Annotated in this window: 14 protein-coding genes; 7 read left to right on the top strand and 7 right to left on the bottom strand. The window is 42.9% G+C overall.

Features of this window, described 5'->3' with window-relative positions:
- Window positions 1–14: 14 nt before the first annotated feature.
- From I2F54_RS01820 to I2F54_RS01810, 3 genes are all read right to left on the bottom strand, one after another.
- Window positions 15–818 (bottom strand): inositol monophosphatase family protein, encoded by an 804-nt coding sequence (locus tag I2F54_RS01820; RefSeq protein ID WP_087425524.1) that lies wholly within the window; start codon window positions 816–818, stop codon window positions 15–17.
- An 11-nt stretch (window positions 819–829) separates the two neighbouring features.
- A complete protein-coding gene (locus tag I2F54_RS01815; protein WP_195500387.1) occupies window positions 830–1294 on the bottom strand; it encodes a hypothetical protein in 465 nt (154 codons plus the stop codon).
- A 78-nt stretch (window positions 1295–1372) separates the two neighbouring features.
- Window positions 1373–1975 (bottom strand): HU family DNA-binding protein, encoded by a 603-nt coding sequence (locus tag I2F54_RS01810; RefSeq protein WP_195500386.1) that lies wholly within the window; start codon window positions 1973–1975, stop codon window positions 1373–1375.
- A gap of 453 nt (window positions 1976–2428) precedes the next feature.
- Here I2F54_RS01810 and hepB point away from each other — a divergent pair, with 453 nt between their 5' ends.
- The gene (gene hepB / locus I2F54_RS01805) at window positions 2429–4750 is read left to right on the top strand and encodes a heparin/heparin-sulfate lyase HepB (RefSeq protein ID WP_195500385.1); all 2322 of its coding nucleotides are present in this window, start codon (window positions 2429–2431) and stop codon (window positions 4748–4750) included.
- On the opposite strand, the gene I2F54_RS01800 is transcribed toward hepB, so the two are convergent.
- Window positions 4747–5244 carry a 3'-5' exonuclease gene (locus I2F54_RS01800; protein WP_195500384.1) on the bottom strand — a complete coding sequence of 166 codons (498 nt, stop codon included), beginning with the start codon at window positions 5242–5244 and terminating at the stop codon, window positions 4747–4749. The two genes, hepB and I2F54_RS01800, sit on opposite strands and share 4 nt — an antisense overlap.
- Window positions 5245–5463: 219 nt before the next feature.
- Here I2F54_RS01800 and I2F54_RS01795 point away from each other — a divergent pair, with 219 nt between their 5' ends.
- The 6 genes from I2F54_RS01795 (at window position 5464) to I2F54_RS01770 (ending at window position 15593) form a co-directional block, all read left to right on the top strand.
- Entirely contained in the window at window positions 5464–5928 is a 465-nt protein-coding gene (locus I2F54_RS01795) for an HU family DNA-binding protein (protein WP_009122178.1), read from the top strand.
- Between the two features lie 249 nt (window positions 5929–6177).
- On the top strand, window positions 6178–9654 hold the full coding sequence (locus I2F54_RS01790) for a TonB-dependent receptor (RefSeq protein ID WP_087412098.1): 3477 nt from the start codon (window positions 6178–6180) through the stop codon (window positions 9652–9654).
- Between the two features lie 26 nt (window positions 9655–9680).
- On the top strand, window positions 9681–11222 hold the full coding sequence (locus tag I2F54_RS01785; RefSeq protein WP_195500383.1) for a RagB/SusD family nutrient uptake outer membrane protein: 1542 nt from the start codon (window positions 9681–9683) through the stop codon (window positions 11220–11222).
- On the top strand, window positions 11212–12684 hold the full coding sequence (locus tag I2F54_RS01780) for a DUF4832 domain-containing protein (RefSeq protein ID WP_229097113.1): 1473 nt from the start codon (window positions 11212–11214) through the stop codon (window positions 12682–12684). Before I2F54_RS01785 ends, I2F54_RS01780 begins: the two co-directional genes overlap by 11 nt.
- A 4-nt stretch (window positions 12685–12688) precedes the next feature.
- Window positions 12689–13807: an acyltransferase family protein gene (locus tag I2F54_RS01775; protein WP_195500382.1), complete on the top strand. Its 1119-nt coding sequence runs from the start codon at window positions 12689–12691 to the stop codon at window positions 13805–13807.
- Window positions 13808–13826: 19 nt separating this feature from the next.
- Window positions 13827–15593, top strand: a complete 1767-nt coding sequence (locus I2F54_RS01770; protein ID WP_195500381.1) for a cadherin repeat domain-containing protein — start codon at window positions 13827–13829, stop codon at window positions 15591–15593.
- 108 nt (window positions 15594–15701) lie between these two features.
- On the opposite strand, the gene I2F54_RS01765 is transcribed toward I2F54_RS01770, so the two are convergent.
- Genes I2F54_RS01765 through I2F54_RS01755 form a run of 3 tightly spaced genes read right to left on the bottom strand, consistent with a single transcriptional unit; the run spans window position 15702 to window position 18445 of the window.
- A complete protein-coding gene (locus tag I2F54_RS01765) occupies window positions 15702–16838 on the bottom strand; it encodes a Gfo/Idh/MocA family protein (protein WP_195500380.1) in 1137 nt (378 codons plus the stop codon).
- Window positions 16825–17814 carry a FecR family protein gene (locus tag I2F54_RS01760; RefSeq protein ID WP_229097112.1) on the bottom strand — a complete coding sequence of 330 codons (990 nt, stop codon included), beginning with the start codon at window positions 17812–17814 and terminating at the stop codon, window positions 16825–16827. Before I2F54_RS01760 ends, I2F54_RS01765 begins: the two co-directional genes overlap by 14 nt.
- A 34-nt stretch (window positions 17815–17848) precedes the next feature.
- Window positions 17849–18445: an RNA polymerase sigma-70 factor gene (locus I2F54_RS01755; RefSeq protein ID WP_087412102.1), complete on the bottom strand. Its 597-nt coding sequence runs from the start codon at window positions 18443–18445 to the stop codon at window positions 17849–17851.
- Between the last annotated feature and the right edge of the window lie 182 nt (window positions 18446–18627).

The following is an 18627-nucleotide window of genomic DNA, read 5'->3' as shown; positions in this document are numbered from 1 at the left end:
CGCATGCCGGAGCGCTACATGCCCGAAGGCATGGCTTCCTCTACCAGCTGCAACAGGAACGGATGCAACCGTCCGTTGGTAGCAACCACATGATGCCCGTCGATAAAACAGGCGTTACCATAAAAATCAGTCACCTGCCCGCCGGCTTCCTGTACAATCAAGGCTGCCGCCGAAAAATCCCATTTTCCAAGAAAAGCCTCCAGCCAGGCATCGAAACGTCCGGCAGCCACATAACAGATGGCCATTGCAGCGGAACCATTCATACGAATACCTGCCACCTTGCCATACAGTTCATGTATCAGATACTCTCCCGTACGGGCATACTGCTCCGAATTATAAGGAAGCTCCGTTACTACAAAAGCGTCCTCCAACCTGCGGACGGAAGACACCTGTATGGGCTGTTCGTTAAGATACGCGCCACCGCCTTTCCAAGCATAGAAGCACTCGTCCAGACAAGGGTCATAAACCACTCCCAGCAGCAACTCGCGCTTATTGCGCAAAGCGATGCTGACACAGTAAGGCGCATTGTCATGAATATAGTTGGTAGTGCCGTCCAGCGGATCCGCCACCCAGCAATAAGGTTCATCCCGGTAGACTGCCGAACCTTCCTCCACAATGAAACCGGCTTCGGGCAAAAGAGCTTTCAATGCGGCGACAACACGCTTTTCAGACTCTTTATCCACATAGGAAACATAGTCATGGGCATGCTTTTCCTCTACCGCTTCCCTGCGGAAACTTTTCCGTTCTTCCTTTAGGAAATGTCCTGCCGCACGGGCTATGTCACAGACCTTACCAGTCAGAGTTTTCAAATCATCCATCATTCAAGAAATTATTTGTCCGCCACCTGTTTATAAATGAGCTTTCCACGTTGGCCTACGGTCCACTTGCCATTCTCCAAGCGCACGTTCTTCGTATCGTCATCTTCCATATTCCAGGCATATCCCCCGGCAGGCAAGCTACGACGGTCAAGAATTTCGTTCGGAGCGTCCTCTTCCGAGAAAAACAGTTCTACTTGAGTGGAGTCGGGACTGAACACAATAAACAGTGTATTCTCCGCATCGTCAACAGAAGCCAGGCGAACCCCTTTCTCCCACAGACGGATACAATCTTTCTGCACCTCGCTCCATGTATACCCTGCCGAAGCGATACATCCATGCTCATCCTTATCGTCCCCTACTATTTCCGTTTTCTCCGTTTCAGCGGCAGCGGCAGCATTTTTTTCACGACTATTTCCACAGCCCGCCAGAAGCGCTCCGGCGCATGCCAGGCAAACAGACATCATTGTTACATTCATAGTTATCGGCTTTTAAAATTTTATACGCATGCCAAAGGTAGAAACAAATCACTAATAAAAAAAGTTTCTCTCCCGATATCACGGTTTCAAATAGACCACCGTCTTACCGCTGCCATACTTACGTATCACGCCCTCCTCAAGATACCGGTTCAAGTCCGTCATTGCCCGATGCTTCACCAATCCCGTTGCCGATTCATAATCCGTACGCGTGATACATCCATATTTATCCAGATGCCGCAACAACTTTTCTTTCCGTTCCTCCTCACTCATCGAGGAGCGGGACACATACGGAGAAGCCTTACGCTCCAACTCCATCGTATCGAAACGGCTGCGGAACTTACTGCCCAGCCGCAGATTCACGTTCTGAAAGTGTACGGACGGGGAACGGATTTCTTTTTTGTCGGTAACCGGACGGGCACATTTCAACGAAACGGAAAAATAGCCCAGCTCTCCCACTTCCACAGTCCAACCCTCGGACAACCAACTGTGCAGCTCGTCCGTAACAGCCTGCAAAGCTCCGTCAAGTATGGCGGGACTGAAGCCGGTAGCCTTAGCCACCAGTTCACGGAATTTGTCGGCGGAGATAGTTCCCCTCGGCAGGATACGGGCGTGCAGGCGGACATCATCGCGGTTCTCACTCGAAGGATTGGGGGTTTGATACAAATCATAATAAGCGCTCATATATAATAAGGTGTTAGATTGGCATTATCAGCCAATACGTTTATAAACAGCAAGAAACCGCATCGCCAACCATAATTCGTCAGACAGATGTCATCCTTGCGTTAAACAGCCGTTGCCCGTTCGTTAGACAGTTGTCTAACGAACGGGCAACGGCTGTTTAACGAATTAGCATTCGGTGTCAAAGATACTAATAAATCCGATAGGAATGCATAAATCCCGCGAATCCGAGATTTAATTTATTCAACATGATGTCCAAACCGGAAAGCACGTGATATCAATAATGTTCCATCCTATATCACTTATGTCTAAAAATGAAAGACCAAAGGCGTTTTGTTCATTCAAAGGCTATATAAATAATTATTTTTGCTTTACATTTACAGAGGATTAAGTGCAGTCTGCCCCACTGAAACGGATAGACAAACAACTACTTATTAATATACCAAACGAAAAAACATGAAAAAAAGTATTCTATTTATCACGAGTCTTTTCCTCTGCATTTTCTGTCTGAAAAGCAATGCCCAACAAAGCCGGACAGAAGTCACCTGGGAGAAGATGGAAGATGTCACAGTGCCCGTTCCACCGCAAGTACATCCCCGGCTTTATGTACGTTCCGCCGATTTGCCGGATTTAAAGAAACGGATGAACCATCCGCACGTAAAGGAAGTTCTGGCTACCCTGACAAAATTAGGCAAAGACCGTACGCCCGAAGAAGAAGCGAAAGTTAAGGACAGAGGTTTCCGTTACTATTTCGAAATGCGTGGCGTAACCAGCCGCGTACAGGTGCAAGCGCTCGACTACCTGGTATACGGTGATAAGAAACAAGCCAGAAGCGCCATTACCGCCATGCTGGACACACTTCAGAACGTCAATTATGGAACAAAGGGAGACCTGTCACGCGCCAGCGGTGTGATGCTGACCTGCGGCGCAATGGTATACGACTGGTGCTACGACCAAATGAAAGAGTCTGAGAAAAAAGCTTATATCGAATCGTTCATCCGCATAGCCAAAACAATGGAATGCGGTTATCCGCCCCGCAATAACGAACCGATTGCCGGACATTCCAGCGAATGGATGATACTGCGGGATATGCTTTCCGCCGGCATAGCCATCTACGACGAATATCCGGATATGTACAACTACGTAATAAAGATGATGTTCAAGGATTATCTGCCGGTAAGAAACTACATCTACTCCGGACACAACTATCATCAGGGAACAAGCTACGTAAACGTACGTTTCAGCAATGACCTCTTCTCTCTCTGGATTCTGCAGCGTATGGGTGCAGGGGCCATATACAGCCCGGCACAGCAGTTCGTTCTGTATGACTTCCTCTATCGCCGCCGTCCCGACGGACAAGTAATGCCGGCCGGCGACACCAATCCCATCAGGAAAAACACACCGTCCTATTCGCTGCCCGCCATGCTGGCGTCCAGTTTCTACAAAGACAGCTATCTGGCATACGAATACGAACGCAAGCCCAACATCGAACGCCACTGTCTCATCTTCGACATCCTGTGGAGAGACTTCGATTTGAAAGCCAAAGCACCCGATGACTTACCGCTGACACGCTACTCGGGAAGTCCGTTCGGCTGGATGATAGCCCGTACGGCATGGGACAAGAACAGTGTGATTGCCGAAATGAAAATAAACGAACAGTTTGTCGGTAACCACCAGCATATGGACGGCGGTTCTTTCCAATTGTATTACAGAGGCCCTCTGGCTATCGATGCGGGAGCCTATCAGGGAAGCTCCGGCGGATATAACAGCCCGCACAACAAGAATTTCTTCAAACGTACCATCGCGCATAATTCTCTGCTGGTATATAATCCCGACGAGAAATTCGCCTGCTGGAACTATGGCGGAGGCGGCAAGACCGAATTTGCAGCCAATGACGGCGGACAACGTATGCCCGGCGACCGTTGGGAAACCTGCCGCTCATTCAAGCAACTGTTAAGCAAGGAATATACTACCGGTAAAGTCCTGGGACACGGATTCGGACCCGACGCCTATAAGCCCGACTATTCCTATCTGAAAGGCGACATCACTCAAGCCTATACAGAGAAAGTAAAAGAGGCCAAACGCTCTTTCGTTTTCCTGAATCTGCACGCTGCCGAGGTCCCCGGCGCGCTGATCGTATTTGACAAGGTAGTATCTTCCGACCCGCAATTCAAGAAGTTCTGGCTATTGCACAGTATTGAAGAACCTGTAATAGAAGGAAACCGCTTCACTGTTCGGCGCACGAAGAACGGCGATACGGGAATGTTGCAAAACCACGTATTGTTGCCCGAAACGGGAAATGCCCAAATAGAAAAAGTCGGCGGCAAAGGAAAAGAGTTCTGGGTATTCGGGACCAACTATCCGAATGACGCACTGCCCAACCGCCCCGATGACGCCAACGAACGAGGAGCATGGCGTGTGGAAGTATCTCCGGCCGCTCCCGCCACCGAAAACTACTTCTTGAACGTAATACAGGTTGCGGACAACACTTGCAAACAGATGAATAACGTGAAACGCATTGACGCGGAGAAAGTGGTAGGCGTACAGATAGCCGACCGGGTCGTTACCTTCAGCAAAGACAGCCGGCCTTTGTCCGGCAAAGTCGATATGACAGTGGACGGAAACGCTACCATGAAATTCGTCATCACCGACCTCATTCCGGGAACATGGCAAATAAAGAAAGACGGGAAAGTGTATATCCCCGCCATGGAGGTTCGTTCGGACGACGGTATTCTTTCTTTTGAAGGTACCGCCGGTCATTACGAGTTTCTGCGCTAAACAGATATTACCTGCCTGGCTATCCAGGCACAGGCTTCCGCATCGGCCAGCGCATGGTGGTGTTGCTCTAACCGGTAACCGCACCATGCCGCTACCGTATGCAGTTGATAATCGGGAAGTCCTTTAATGGCACGGCGTGACGCCTGTAAAGTGCAACGGAAATCATAGTCGGGATAATCCATGCCATAAGTACGAAATACCGCTTTCAGGCAACTTTCATCGAACGCTTTGTTATGTGCCACTAATGTCAGTCCCTCGATACGAGGCGCGATTTCCTGCCATACTGTCGGGAAAATAGGTGCACAGGCCGTATCTGCCAGAGTCAGACCATGTACACGCGTATTCCAATAAGTATAATATTCCGGTTCGGGACGAATCAGACTGTAATAGTTGTCTACAATTTCTCCATCCCGCACAATGACGACACCGACACTGCATACACTGGTACGTTGCTCATTGGCCGTTTCAAAATCTATAGCGGCAAAATTCTCCATGAAGCGATTTATTTATGCTATCTCCTAAATTATTTTTCAGAAAGTTATAATCAGTTGGTAATTAAAGTGCTATACAGACTTTTATAAGACTTTATGAATACAAATGCGACTATCTAAGTACATTTAAAGCACCTGTCCGTTTTGGCATGTTGTAACTTCGCACTGTGATCACAAAGATATAGAATTTCGAAGTAACAACCATTAAAAACAAAAAAGATTATGGCATTCCGTTATGTAATTAAAAAAAGAGTTTTCGGTTTTGATGAAACCAAGTCTGAAAAGTATGTAGCCGCTTCGTTCTCTGTGGGAGAAATCAGCTACGATAAATTGTGCGACCAAGTTACGAAAGAAGGTATGGCTCCGCGCGGCGTAGTAAAAATGGTTATGGACGGACTGATTGATGCGCTCAGCACTTACGTCAGTCTTGGAGCAACCGTAAAATTAGGAGATTTCGGCACTATCCGTCCGGGACTGAACTGTAAAAGCCAGACTGAAGCCAAAAACGTAACCGCCGACAGCATTTACCGACAGAAACTTATTCTCACTCCGGGGAAAAGACTGAAAGATATGATAAAGGGTTCCGGCGTGACACGTATCTCAACTAACGGCGAGGACATTACGGCGGGCAACGGCAACAATGGCGGCGGTGGCAATAGCGGAGAAGAAGAAAATCCGTTGGGATAAAAATCCGTGAAATTACAGATGTACATAAATTAAGATTTCTGTAAAAAAGCCTGTATCCGATGTATAAAATCACATTGGGTGCAGGCTCTATTATCCAATCGCCATTTTAACATACCTCAACATCCCCAATCGCTACTATATGTTTTACAACACAAAAAAAATATGAGTATTTTTTTGTTCAACCGCCTCTTTAAATAATATAACGAGATTACTTTAAAACCTTAGTTAAACAATTAAAATTCTATGTGTATGAAAAGAGCACGAAAGGAGCGGCTTATATCAACAAGTCTGATACGAAGACTATGTTTAAGCCTATTGCTTCTATTTGGTGGATGGGCATCCTTACCTATGTATGCCCAAAAAGCAGTTACTCTCAATCTAACGAATCAGCCTTTCTCTACCTTTATCAAACAGGTAGAACAACAAACAGACTACAAATTCTTCTTCGAAGAACAAAGCGTAGACGTAGATCGGCTTGTCAATGTGAAAGCGCAGAATCAAGATATAAAAGTAGTGCTGGATAGAGTCTTGGGCGGTACAAACCTTACCTACACAATCGCTAACAAGAAAATCCTTCTGAAAAAGCATGAAAGCCAAAAGCCTCAAAAAGGGAAAGCGCTTCCTCATGAAATCAGCGGAAACGTGATAGGAGAAGACGGGAGTCCTATGATAGGAGTCAGCATTCAGGTTAAAGGAAAAGCCGTAGGTACCGTAACCAATATAGACGGTAACTACCGTTTAGTGCTTCCCAATAATAGCGATGCTATTGTTGTTACCTATGTAGGCTACGTGCCACAAGAAATTTCATTGAAAAATAATAACTGGCAAAGAATAGTCCTTAAAGAGGATGCCAATATGCTTGACGCTGTTGTGGTGGTTGGTTATGGTACCGTAAAGAAGAGAGACTTAACAGGAGCCATTTCAACTGTAAAAGCAGACGAAATGGGTCTTACCGGCGTATCTTCTATCGGTCATGCCTTGGAGGGAAAAGCAGCAGGTTTATATGTTCGTCAAAACAGCGCTCAGCCTGGTGGCGGTCTTGATATTCTTGTACGTGGTGCCGGTTCCATCAATGCCAATAACGACCCGCTATATATTGTAGACGGATTTCCAATAGCCAAATTAGACCAAATAGCTTCTTCGGACCGCAAAATGGATCCGGGTACGCAAGGTGTACTCAACTTTCTGAACCCTAATGACGTAGAGTCCATCGAAGTCCTGAAAGACGCCAGTGCGACATCTATCTATGGAGCACGTGCGGCCAACGGTGTAGTAATCATTACTACCAAACGAGGAAAGGAAGGAAAAGCAAAGGTCAGCTACTCTTATAACTATTCTTACCAGAAGTATTCAGATACCTATGATTTGCTTTCACTGCCGGAATGGATGGAAGAAAAAAACAGAACGACTTGGGAACTATGGGTGTGGAATAACAAAGTAGCTCCCTGGGGTAGTAAATCTTTGGAAGAAGCATTAGCGTCGCCTGTCAACGGTATCAAATACAGCCGCCCATATACGGAACAGGAAATAGCCAATGCCGGAGCTGGTACAGATTGGTTAGGATTAGTCACCCGCAACGGGCACATCCAAGAACATAACATCAATCTGCAAGGTGGAAGTCAGGGTACCCAATATATGTTGTCATTCAACTATTTCAACCATGAAGGTATCATACGTAACTCGGGAATGACCCGCTACACAATGAAAGCCAATATTGACCAAGAGTTCCTGAACATATTTAAAGCCGGATTAAATCTTACCATGACCCGAATTATCAATGACAATACGCAGCTTGGTTCGGACAAATGGGAAAACTCAGGTCTGATTCGTTCTGCAGTCGAAATGGGTCCTCAAATCCAAGCCTATGACCCTGCAACCGGTAAATATCCGACCAACCCGCTGGTTGGTACACGTCCTAATCCTTATTCATTATTGAATAATGTCGACCGGGGTAATACAGATCGCTTATTAGGGAATATCTTCATTGAAGCCCGCCCGTTGGACGGACTGACATTACGCGTTAATGCGGGTATAGACCGTGCAGCACAAAGCAGAAAAACGTATCAACCCAAAAGTACATTAAACGGATATAACCTGCAAGGAGTAGCCAGCGTATACAGCATGGACAACAATCAGTATTTGCTTGAAGCCACAGCAACTTATCTGAAAACTTTCGCAAAAATCCATAAAGTCAATTTACTGGCAGGAACTTCTTATGAGCAGTTCAATTATGAAGGAGTGAATGCCGGCAACAATAACTTTCTGACAGACGGATTTATTTACAATAATCTCGGCGCCGGTGCAGGAAACAAAATTGTAGGCTCAGGCAGCTCGGAAAATAAGATGCTTTCTTACTTCTTCCGTGCCAATTACATTTTAAAAGACCGCTATTTGTTAACAGCCACTTTGCGCTCTGACGGCGCCAGTGTATTCGCAAAAAACCACAAATGGGGATATTTTCCTTCTGTTGCTTTAGGATGGACTATCAGTGAAGAAAACTTCATGAAGAAAACTACCGATTGGTTGAGTATGCTGAAACTGAGACTCAGTTGGGGACAAACCGGTAATGCAGACATCAGCACTAATGCTTTTGCAAGCTATTATGCTCAAGAGGCTTATAACAAGGAAGATAAGTCCAAGCAAATAGGTGTATTCCAAGGCCGTCTTGAAAATCCTGACCTAAAATGGGAAACTACCACCGAATGGAACGTAGGACTTGATTTCGGTTTCTTCAACAGCCGTATCAGTGGTTCGGTAGAATATTATTATAAGGTTATCTCAGACCTTCTGAACTATAAACCTTTGAATTCCTATCAAACCATAACCCAAGTTATTGCAAATATCGGAAAAACACAAAGCACCGGTGTAGAAGTAACATTGAATACTAAAAATATTGTTACGAAAGACTTCTTCTGGTCTACCGACCTTACTTTTACAAAATACAAAGACCGCTGGAAAGAACGTACTCCGGATTGGAAACCAGCCGTATACGAACAATATGATGCGCCCATCAGAGCCATCTACTCTCGCCGCGCCGACCACATTCTGCAAATAGGCGAAAAAGTACCTGATGCACAACCTCTGTTGGTTCCGGGACAATTGGTAATCAAAGATATCAATGGTTATGTACGTGATGCAAACGGTGACCCGGTAGTGGATGAAAACGGCCGTTTCCAACTATTAGGGCACCCCGATAATATCATTGATGATGCCGATATGGAATTAATCGGTACCAGTGACCCCGGCTGGTTAGCAGGTATGACAAATACTTTTAAATATAAAGATTTCGACCTCAGCTTCCATCTAAATGGAATGTTCGACCGTATAATGGAAGACCCTACCGCCATGGAATATGGAATATCCGGTGACGGTATTGCACGATATGGCTTGAATGCTCTCCGCTCTGTTAAAGACCGCTGGACTTGGGACAATCCATCCACAACCAATCCTAGTACGTTCCAAGGCTGGGAAAACACTTATAGTTCCGGTGACTTCTACTACCAAAAAGCATGGTTTATTCGTATGCAAAACATCACTTTAGGGTATACACTGCCAAAACATTTACTGGCAAAAACCAAAGTTATCTCCAACCTCCGCATACATGCCAGTGTCAACAATGCTTTTACCATCACTCCATATGATGGTTTAGATCCTGAAACGGATTATTACACCGCTTCATATCCTAATGCGAGAACATTCAGCTTTGGAGTTGATATCTCATTCTGATATTCCTAACGTCAAAACACAATATTATGAAACGATACATTAAAACATATCTTGCAGCCATTGTATTTATATGTACATGTCTGAGCAGTTGTGTTGATCTCGATCCTGTAGATTATTCCGAGATCAATCCTTCTAACTTCCCCCAAAGCGAGGAAGATCTAAAAGCCTTAGTACTGTCCTGTTACTATCCGCTCCGTGGTAACTGGTGGGATGGTATACATTCTCCTTCAGAACGCGGAGTCATGTTCGTTAATGATGCGACTACAGAAATCCTGACCCAGACATGGGGAACAGCCTATGATTGTTCGTTGCTAAACTTCTTTCCGGAAACCGAAGGAGTAACATTCTTTTATTACGAGAACAAAGAACCCTACGGATTTGCCAACAAAATCAGCCGTTGTACACTTGTTCTTGACCAAATTGAAAAAAGCGCATTGTCTGACGAGCTAAAAGCCAGATATGGAGCAGAAGTAAGATGTGCACGCGGTATGCTTTCTTACATTCTATTCGATATGTACGGCCCTTTGGTAATTGCACCGATTGAGGTCTTACTAAATCCGCTGGAAGAAGCTCCTCTGCCACGTCTGTCTCATGACGAAATGATTAAATTCATTGAAGATGACTTGCTATTTGCAGCAGACTATCTTCCTTATCCCGGAGCTACGGAGTACGGTAAGTTCAGTAAAGGATTAGCGAAAATGTTGCTTATTCGCCTTTACCTGCATGAAACAGTGAATAATAAAGAATATTATACTAAAGTAGAGACCTTGGCTCGTGAATTAATGGATTCCAAATATGGCTATCAATTAATGAGCGACTATCCTGCCATGTTTGAGCTTGGCGGACAAGGCAGTGCCAATAAAGAAATTATATGGGCAATTCCTTCTTCCGGCGAAGGCCCTAATATGAATCAATGGCATATGGGAGCCCTTCCCACAGATTTCAATCAAAATGGTATGGGAGCCGGTTGGGGTATTTGCACCAGTACATGGTGGTTTTATGATACATTTGAACCAAGTGACACCCGGAAAACTTACCTATTAGACCATTACACCAATGCAGCCGGAGAAGTGATAGACAGAAATACACCTAACTCTCCTCTTGCAACCGGTCCTATTCCGTTGAAGATAGGATATGACCCGGCTGTTCTAGGTTCTGGCGGCTACTCTGATATTGATGTTATCATTTATCGCTATGCAGACGTTTATCTTTCATTGGCAGAAGCTCTTGTTATGAAACCTGGGGCAAGTGCAAGTGATTATACTGAAGCGCTGAGCTACGTTAATAAAGTGCGTGCACGTGCCAAACTTAAAGACTTAAAAATGGATGATGTCAATACTCAAGAAAAGTTTATAGACTGTATTCTTACGGAAAGAAGCCATGAATTCTGGTGTGAGAACGGTCAATACCGTGCCGATCTGATTCGTCACGACAAGTTTGTACAACGCGCCATTGACGTTACTCAAACTCCTTATGCTAACAAATATAAAGAACTATACCCATTGCCTCTTTCCGTAATAACAGACGGTAAAGGACAAGTTAAACAAAACCCCGGCTATGACAAATAGAATCCTGAAAAAAAGCAGTTTAATAGCCTTATTGCCTTTTCTATTTATTTTAGGCATGACGGCATGCGGTGGTGATAACCATTCGAACACCGATGACAACGGTTCCGACAGTGACGGTAATGAAACCGTGATTGGTCCTGTAAAAACAGTAAGTTACATATCTGCGAATGATTTGTTTCCGAATCCGGAACGTGGTTTTTATAAATACACTGACAGTAAAGGTACGCCTGCTCTTTCCGAACAGGCATTACGTGAATACAGACAGAATAATGCCTCACTTATTTATCGTCTTTACTATTTGAAAGATTTTAAGAATGTACCGATCAGCGACGCATTCCTCTCGCAAATTAAGCAAGACATGGGAGTAGCCCGTAAAGCAGGAATAAAGATAATTCTTCGTTTTGCCTATTCAATAGCCATGGATGAACCGGATGCACCGCTTTCTGTCATTTTGCAACATCTTGACCAACTTAAACCCATTCTCCAAGAGAATAAAGATGTGATAGCTGTACTGCAAGCCGGTTTTATCGGTTCATGGGGAGAATGGTACTATACAACCAATAATTTGAATAACGATGCCGCCCGCAAAACCATTATAGACAAAATATTGGAAGTATTACCGGCAGAACGTACCGTACAAGTAAGAACTCCTAATTACAAACGCAACTATGTAGGAGTAAAAACAGCCATCCAAGCAGAAGACGCATTCAGCAACAAAGCTGTGGCCCGCATCGGACACCATAATGATTGTTTTATGGCAAGCGCAGATGATTACGGAACTTATACAGACGCAGCCGTTGACAAAAGCTATTTAAATACAGAAGGACTGTATGTACCTATAGGTGGAGAAACTTGTCCGCCTGACGGTGTAGATCCCGCCGACTGTGAAAAAGCACAAGCTGAAATGCGTAACCTCCGCTGGTCTTATCTTAATGAAGATTATTATAAAGGAGTTAATGATACCTGGATTACAGGTGGATGTATGGACGGAATCATCCGTGAAATGGGCTATCGGCTTGTTCTGCAAAAAGGGGAATTCTCCGAAAAACATGCTCCGGGTAGTGAACTATATGCAAACATCACACTACAAAACTTAGGTTATGCTCCTCCGTTCAATCCAAGAAAAGTTGAATTAATCTTACGCTCTAAAGACGGAAAGACCACTTATGTAGCTTCTTTACCGGATGATCCCCGCAAATGGCAACCTTACAAAAGTGCAACTATAAATGCAAAAGTCGCATTACCGACAGATTTGGCAGTCGGTGATTACAAACTGTATCTATATCTTCCGGATCCGGAGGACAGCATACATGACCGCCCGGAATACGCAATCAGATTAGGAAACAAGGATTGTTGGGAAGCAGAAACCGGATATAATGACTTGAATATAGATATTCAGGTAAGCGCATCTTCCGATCTGCCGGCAAGCCAATCATCCATTAAATTTACTTTAAAGAAATAACCTTATGGCAACTGCTAATAAACGTCTGGCTTCCCTAGACCTTCTAAGAGGCTTCGACCTATTTTGCCTCTTGATGTTTCAACCCATCCTCATAACTTGGTTAGAAATAGAAAATAGTCCGGCATTGGCTCCTATTACTAATCAATTCACTCATGTAGAATGGCAAGGTGTTGCATTTTGGGATTTGATTATGCCTCTGTTCATGTTTATGTCCGGCATTACTATTCCATTTGCCATGTCAAGATACAAACAAGGAGATATAGTAGACCATCATTTCTATTTACGACTCCTCAAACGTTTCTTTATTTTGTTTTTATTAGGCTGGGTGGTGCAAGGTAATTTATTAGCATTAGACATCAGGCAGTTTCATATTTTTGCAAATACACTTCAGGCCATTGCCGTAGGTTACGTAGTGGCAGCCTTGCTCTATATCTGGTGTTCTTTCCGTACACAAATTGGTATTACGATTCTGTGTTTCGTCACTTACCTGCTGATTTTTGCCACAGCAGGTAAGATGAATTATGAACCGGGAACCAATATTGCAGAAGAAATAGACCGATATGTATTAGGAGCACTACGTGATGGAGTTATCTGGACAGACGACACATGGAGTTTTACTGCATCTTATCACTACACATGGATATTAAGTAGCTTAAACTTCATTGTGACTGTAATGCTCGGAAGCTTTGCCGGTCATATACTAAGACTTCAGAAAGAGCCTATCCAACGTCTGAAAATACTACTCATAACAGGTACAGCACTTGTAATCACAGCTCTGCTGATGGATCCTATATTCCCAATTATCAAACATATATGGAGTAGTTCCATGACACTCTTTTATGGTGGTGTTTGCTTCTTGCTTATGGGTATCTTTTATTATTTAATAGACATCAAAGGCTGGAAGTACGGAATAGGCTGGCTCAAATATTATGGAATGAATTCCATAGCTGCATACTGCTTATTTGAAGTTGTAAATTTCCGCTGTATATCCGATTCTCTGTTTTTCGGACTGGAACAGTGGCTCGGAGTGTATTATCCGTTGGTTGGCATTTGTTTTCAATCAGCCATTGTACTATTGATTGTCAAATGGATGTACGACCATAAAATATTCCTTAAAGCTTAACCTTTAAAAAATTATGACTATGTCTTTAAAAAGATTTTTTATATTATCATTAGGTATTCTACCGCTATTCTTTTACGGTTGTGATGACGACAATCCGGCTAATGCAGACAATGCACCCAAACCGGAAATGGATATTATGATTTCTCCGCAAAGCGGACTCTCATACGGAGATAAAGTATCTCTTACAGGTACATTAACAGATGAAAAGAATCTCAAAATGTACACTATCCTTTTAAAAGATGGAAATGAAACAGAACTTTATCGTAAAGAGCAAATGTTACTTGGACAAAGTTTTCAGATGAACGAAACATTTTCCATTCCTCTTCCGAAAAACGCTGAAATAGGAGACTTCAAAGTGGAAATGATTTTGGAAAACAGCCGGGACGGAAAGGCCATACAAAGTTTTGATTTAACCTCATTACAAGTTCCGACTTTCAACAAATTGTATCTCTTATTGGGCAATAAGTCAGTTGTCGAGTTATTGCCTAACGGAGATGTATTTGAGGTTGAAGAAACTTTTCCTGCCAACGTAAAGGGTATTATCTCTCCTACCCCTGCCAACACAGGGCTATACTGGGGTACAAGCAACGGAGAAATTCAAACAATGGCAAAAGACTCCATTCTAATAGGCGGCGACATTGAAGCCTCTTGCAAAATTACATTTAACCCCAAGACATTTGAACTAACTTTCGGTGACAGACATGGTTGGACAGCTCTCCCTGCTACAGATAGTTATTATATCCTCGGTACAATTTCCGGCCATTGGCAAGATGGAGAAATCAAAGAGGAAAAAGCCAAAATGCGTATGCAAGGATATGAAAGCGGAAATTTACGCTACTACACTTGGTTCCCGCCTGAAGGTGAAGAGGTAGAAACCGGAATGTGGGGTTCCACAGCTGCAGGAACTTTCCAGCTGAAGAAAGCCGGAGAAGACAGATTTGTATTATGGGACGGAAATCAAATTGCAAGCGGTTCTGCATACGATGCCAGTAAAAGTTTCCCGGTTACTGCAGGTGGTGCCTTTGAGATTCGTGTTTATTTCGAAGAAGATGAATGCACTAAAGTTACTGTTATGAGTAACGAACGGACTCTTGAGTTCACCAATGAGCAAGTAAAAGCAAACGGTGTAGTCATGAGTAACGGAATAGACTTTGTCGGGGCACAATTACAATTAAAGAGTGGAACAAATTATATCTATGAAGGTGAAGTGGAATTAACCAAAGGAGAATCTATAACATCTAACACTGTAGATTTATCACTTTGTACTCCGAATAAAGATCTATTTGCAGGTGGCGGTAATACAAATTGGACTCTAACAGCCACTACCGGAAAATATTTTATCCAAATCGATGCTTTTAGTGGTAGTTCTTATGCCCGTCCGGCAAATGGATACCCCGATGCAATCTATATGTACGGTTGGAGTTGGGCACACTCAGCAAGTGGAACCGCTCAAAGCTGGCAACCAGAAAGTGCACTTCCTTTAGTACGCATAGGAGATAGTTTCGTTTATGAAGGAACCTGTTATGTGTTCAGCTGGGCGGGAGATATAGCATTTATTCTAACCAATCCTACCGGTAATACGAAAGTGGAATTACCCAATGAAAACTTCGATGCCAATTCAAGCGTCTTAAGTGGAAACCCAACCCACTTCAGTTTACCGACCACTGAAGGCTATTACAAAATAAGTGTCGATTTAAAAGAGGGAATCACCATTTCAGAAGGTGAGCCAAGCATAGTGACTCCCAACGGTAGCAGTAAATTTACTCTAAGATATACCCTTCAATAGGTATTTTAATGATAAGCAATGCTTTAAATAGCACCATTAAAAAGGTCTGTCAGTGATGACAGACCTTTTTAAGTTAATGAGTTAGTACACAAGACTTCCAGGCTCTTACTAAAAGAAAATCGTTTGATTCTCAGCAATTGATTTCTTTGACCAAGGAGATACCGAAGTCCAAAAAGCGAGATCATTCAGTGTAGCCGGATATACAAGATTCCCCAGTAAGTCTTCTGCCAACACTCTCAACATGATATAATCCATACCCTGATGATGAGCGTCGTGCAGCAGAGCGTCTTTACCCCATTGTTGCCAATAGAGGCTTTCATAATGTTCAATATAAGTACAATCAGATTCCCAAGTTTCATCCGGACTGACATTTTCCACATAAATCCTGCAATTATCCCCCTGCCATATAGCCTTCGTCCCTTGTATTTCAAAATCCAAACTACGAGGACGAGGTAAAGTCGTATCATGAATCAGTGAAATAAGAATACCCTTTTCTGTTTTTATCTGGGTAGAAATAATATCTCCCATCGTAATTCGCACACTCGTATCCCCATGTAAATCTTTGATCCGCTGCAATAAACCGGCCGGCTTGGAAGCAAAAGAAATCAGTGATTGAAAATAATCCGTTCGATTAATGCCTGCAATCATACACAGAGGCGCCAACCCATGTGTAGGATAAAGATCTCCATTTTCACACTGATAAAACTTACTTCTCCAAACACTCTCCGTTTTCCCACGGTGCCCGATATTTCCAGCATCATCTAACAGCAAAGCACGTAAGTCATGCCGATAGCCGCCACGCATATATATAATTTCTCCGAACAGACCGGCATTTACCATATTACAGATAGCCAATATATCTCTCCGAAAAAGTGTATTCTCCAAAGGATAAACACGACATTTTCCTTGCTCTGCCAACTCAACCAGAGGTTGGTATTCGCCTAAATACAGTCCGCCTTTTATTTCCAAGGCAACATGGCACTGTCTTTTCACACACTGTACCGCATGGCGGACATGAAATTGCCAAGGAGAGGTAACAAACACTAACTCCGGCTTATGCCGATCAAGCATATTCAGATAATCATCGTCTCCATCATTATAGCAGGTAGCTCCTGATATATCAACACCTTCAATACCCGGATCAGCAACTGCCACAACTTCAAAAACGGGAAAAGTTTGTAGAAGTTGTAACAACTGTTTACCTCTATATCCAACACCAATAAAAGCTGTCTTAATCTTCTCCATAATTCAACTTCTTTACTTTTACAATCTTTCGATTTACATCAATACAGTAAGACATTTGTGGAGTGATGCTGTCTAACGCGGCAAGAAATTCATTCAAACTTTCATCACGTAATGTAGCCTTATAACTCATTTTTTGTAATTCAGGAGCTATCTCAAATTTATATCCGAAATGCCTTGAAAGTTCTTCTTTCTTTTCTTCCAATGTATGTCCTTCGAAAATAATCTCTTTATGCTCCCAGGCATAAACATGTTTCAATGAACGTTGTTCCACTTGATATGTTCCGGTCTGATTATCGTACACAAAACTCTCTCCCGGCTGAAGAAACGTATTCTTATTACTTCCGGCGACACCTATTTCTACTTTACCATGTTTCAATGTAACAACTCCCTCCGGATCGTTTCCATACGCCATTACATTAAAATTCGTACCTAATACACGAACATTATAATTACGGGTATGCACATAAAAGGGTTGATCTTTTTTATGCACTACATCAAAAATCGCTTCACCTTCCAACCGTACATCACGCGTATCATTCCAACCTTCTAAAGAATAAGTCAGTTTGGAACAAGCATTCAAAAGCACCGCGGTACCATCCGGTAAGATTGTTTTTGCTTGTTGTCCGATCTCTGTTTCCAAAGTAACTAATCCTCGTGGTACATCCAGTCCCGCATATATCATCCCTGCCGTCCAACCACCGACAATACACAAAAGAATAACAGCAGCAGAAGTCCATATATATTTCAATGAGAAATGTTTACCTGAGGATACAGTTTTTTTAGAGAGGCCTACTCTTTCCGAAAACAGCTTCCACTCATGTTCTGTATCAGCCTCTTTCTTATCTTTTTCGTAATTTAAGTATAGATAAGAGTCTTTCAATGAAAAAAGAAACTCCTGATTCTCTTTATTCTCACGCAACCAGGCAACCAACTGGCGTGTTTCATCATCAGTAAGTTCATTCTTCAAGTATTTCATAAAATAATCTTTATTGATACTGTTCATCATAGCATTATTTTAAAAAGTTCTTTACTAACAAGAGGAGTAATACTGGAAGATAATCCCGCATAGACTTCTTGATTTGTTTTAATCCTCTATATAACTGATTTTCAACAGTACGAACAGACAAGTTCAAAGCTATGGCAATTTCTTCACTTCTCATACCTTCATTACGGTTCATTCTGAAAATATTCTGACATTGTCTAGGCAATTTATCAAGTGCCTCTTGATACTTTTCACTTAGATCTTTGAAATACAGGTCATTCAAGATGTTACATTCCGGCGTATAATGAGAGAGTTCCAGTTCTCTCAATGCCACCTCATTCATATTAGAAAAATTATTGAGTAGTGAATCCCGTCGAATTTGTTTTAAACAGAGGTGTTTCATAATACGGAATAGATAAACACTTATTGCTTCCGGAGCGTTAATTTGAGTACGATGCTCCCAAAAAGCGATAAAGCATTCCTGAACAAGATCCTTCGCCTTATCCTCATCATGCAAAATTCCTTTGCAGAACATATACATTCTAGGGTGATACCTTTTGTACAACCATTCAAAAGAAGCCGTGTCTCCTTGTTGTATCTTAGAGAAAAACATGTGTTCTTCCATACTTTCCTCCTTCCTGAAATAGCTGCTTTATAATAGACATAGTGAGTTGTGTAAATTTAATAACAGGGGATATAGAACCGGAGCATTAGAAAAAGAAGTTTTCAAATATAGATAATTCTACATTATCTACCAAGCAAAAAAGCCTTTTTATCTCCTAATCTATATCTTTTTGGATTCTCTTA

Source organism: Bacteroides clarus, from assembly GCF_015555825.1.
Classification (GTDB): domain Bacteria; phylum Bacteroidota; class Bacteroidia; order Bacteroidales; family Bacteroidaceae; genus Bacteroides; species Bacteroides clarus.
Note: the sequence above shows the minus strand (reverse complement) of the source record. Positions and strands in the feature narration are given on the sequence as shown.

Bases quoted from the DNA above. Each gene is read 5' to 3' on its own strand.
- hepB (WP_195500385.1), top strand. From the start codon at position 2,429: ATGAAAAAAAGTATTCTATTTATCACGAGTCTTTTCCTCTGCATTTTC.
- I2F54_RS01795 (WP_009122178.1), top strand. From the start codon at position 5,464: ATGGCATTCCGTTATGTAATTAAAAAAAGAGTTTTCGGTTTTGATGAA.
- I2F54_RS01780 (WP_229097113.1), top strand. From the start codon at position 11,212: ATGACAAATAGAATCCTGAAAAAAAGCAGTTTAATAGCCTTATTGCCT.
- I2F54_RS01810 (WP_195500386.1), bottom strand. From the start codon at position 1,975: ATGAGCGCTTATTATGATTTGTATCAAACCCCCAATCCTTCGAGTGAG.
- I2F54_RS01770 (WP_195500381.1), top strand. From the start codon at position 13,827: ATGTCTTTAAAAAGATTTTTTATATTATCATTAGGTATTCTACCGCTA.
- I2F54_RS01760 (WP_229097112.1), bottom strand. From the start codon at position 17,814: ATGAAATACTTGAAGAATGAACTTACTGATGATGAAACACGCCAGTTG.
- I2F54_RS01765 (WP_195500380.1), bottom strand. From the start codon at position 16,838: ATGGAGAAGATTAAGACAGCTTTTATTGGTGTTGGATATAGAGGTAAA.
- I2F54_RS01775 (WP_195500382.1), top strand. From the start codon at position 12,689: ATGGCAACTGCTAATAAACGTCTGGCTTCCCTAGACCTTCTAAGAGGC.
- I2F54_RS01790 (WP_087412098.1), top strand. From the start codon at position 6,178: ATGAAAAGAGCACGAAAGGAGCGGCTTATATCAACAAGTCTGATACGA.
- I2F54_RS01785 (WP_195500383.1), top strand. From the start codon at position 9,681: ATGAAACGATACATTAAAACATATCTTGCAGCCATTGTATTTATATGT.
- I2F54_RS01815 (WP_195500387.1), bottom strand. From the start codon at position 1,294: ATGAATGTAACAATGATGTCTGTTTGCCTGGCATGCGCCGGAGCGCTT.
- I2F54_RS01800 (WP_195500384.1), bottom strand. From the start codon at position 5,244: ATGGAGAATTTTGCCGCTATAGATTTTGAAACGGCCAATGAGCAACGT.
- I2F54_RS01820 (WP_087425524.1), bottom strand. From the start codon at position 818: ATGGATGATTTGAAAACTCTGACTGGTAAGGTCTGTGACATAGCCCGT.
- I2F54_RS01755 (WP_087412102.1), bottom strand. From the start codon at position 18,445: ATGGAAGAACACATGTTTTTCTCTAAGATACAACAAGGAGACACGGCT.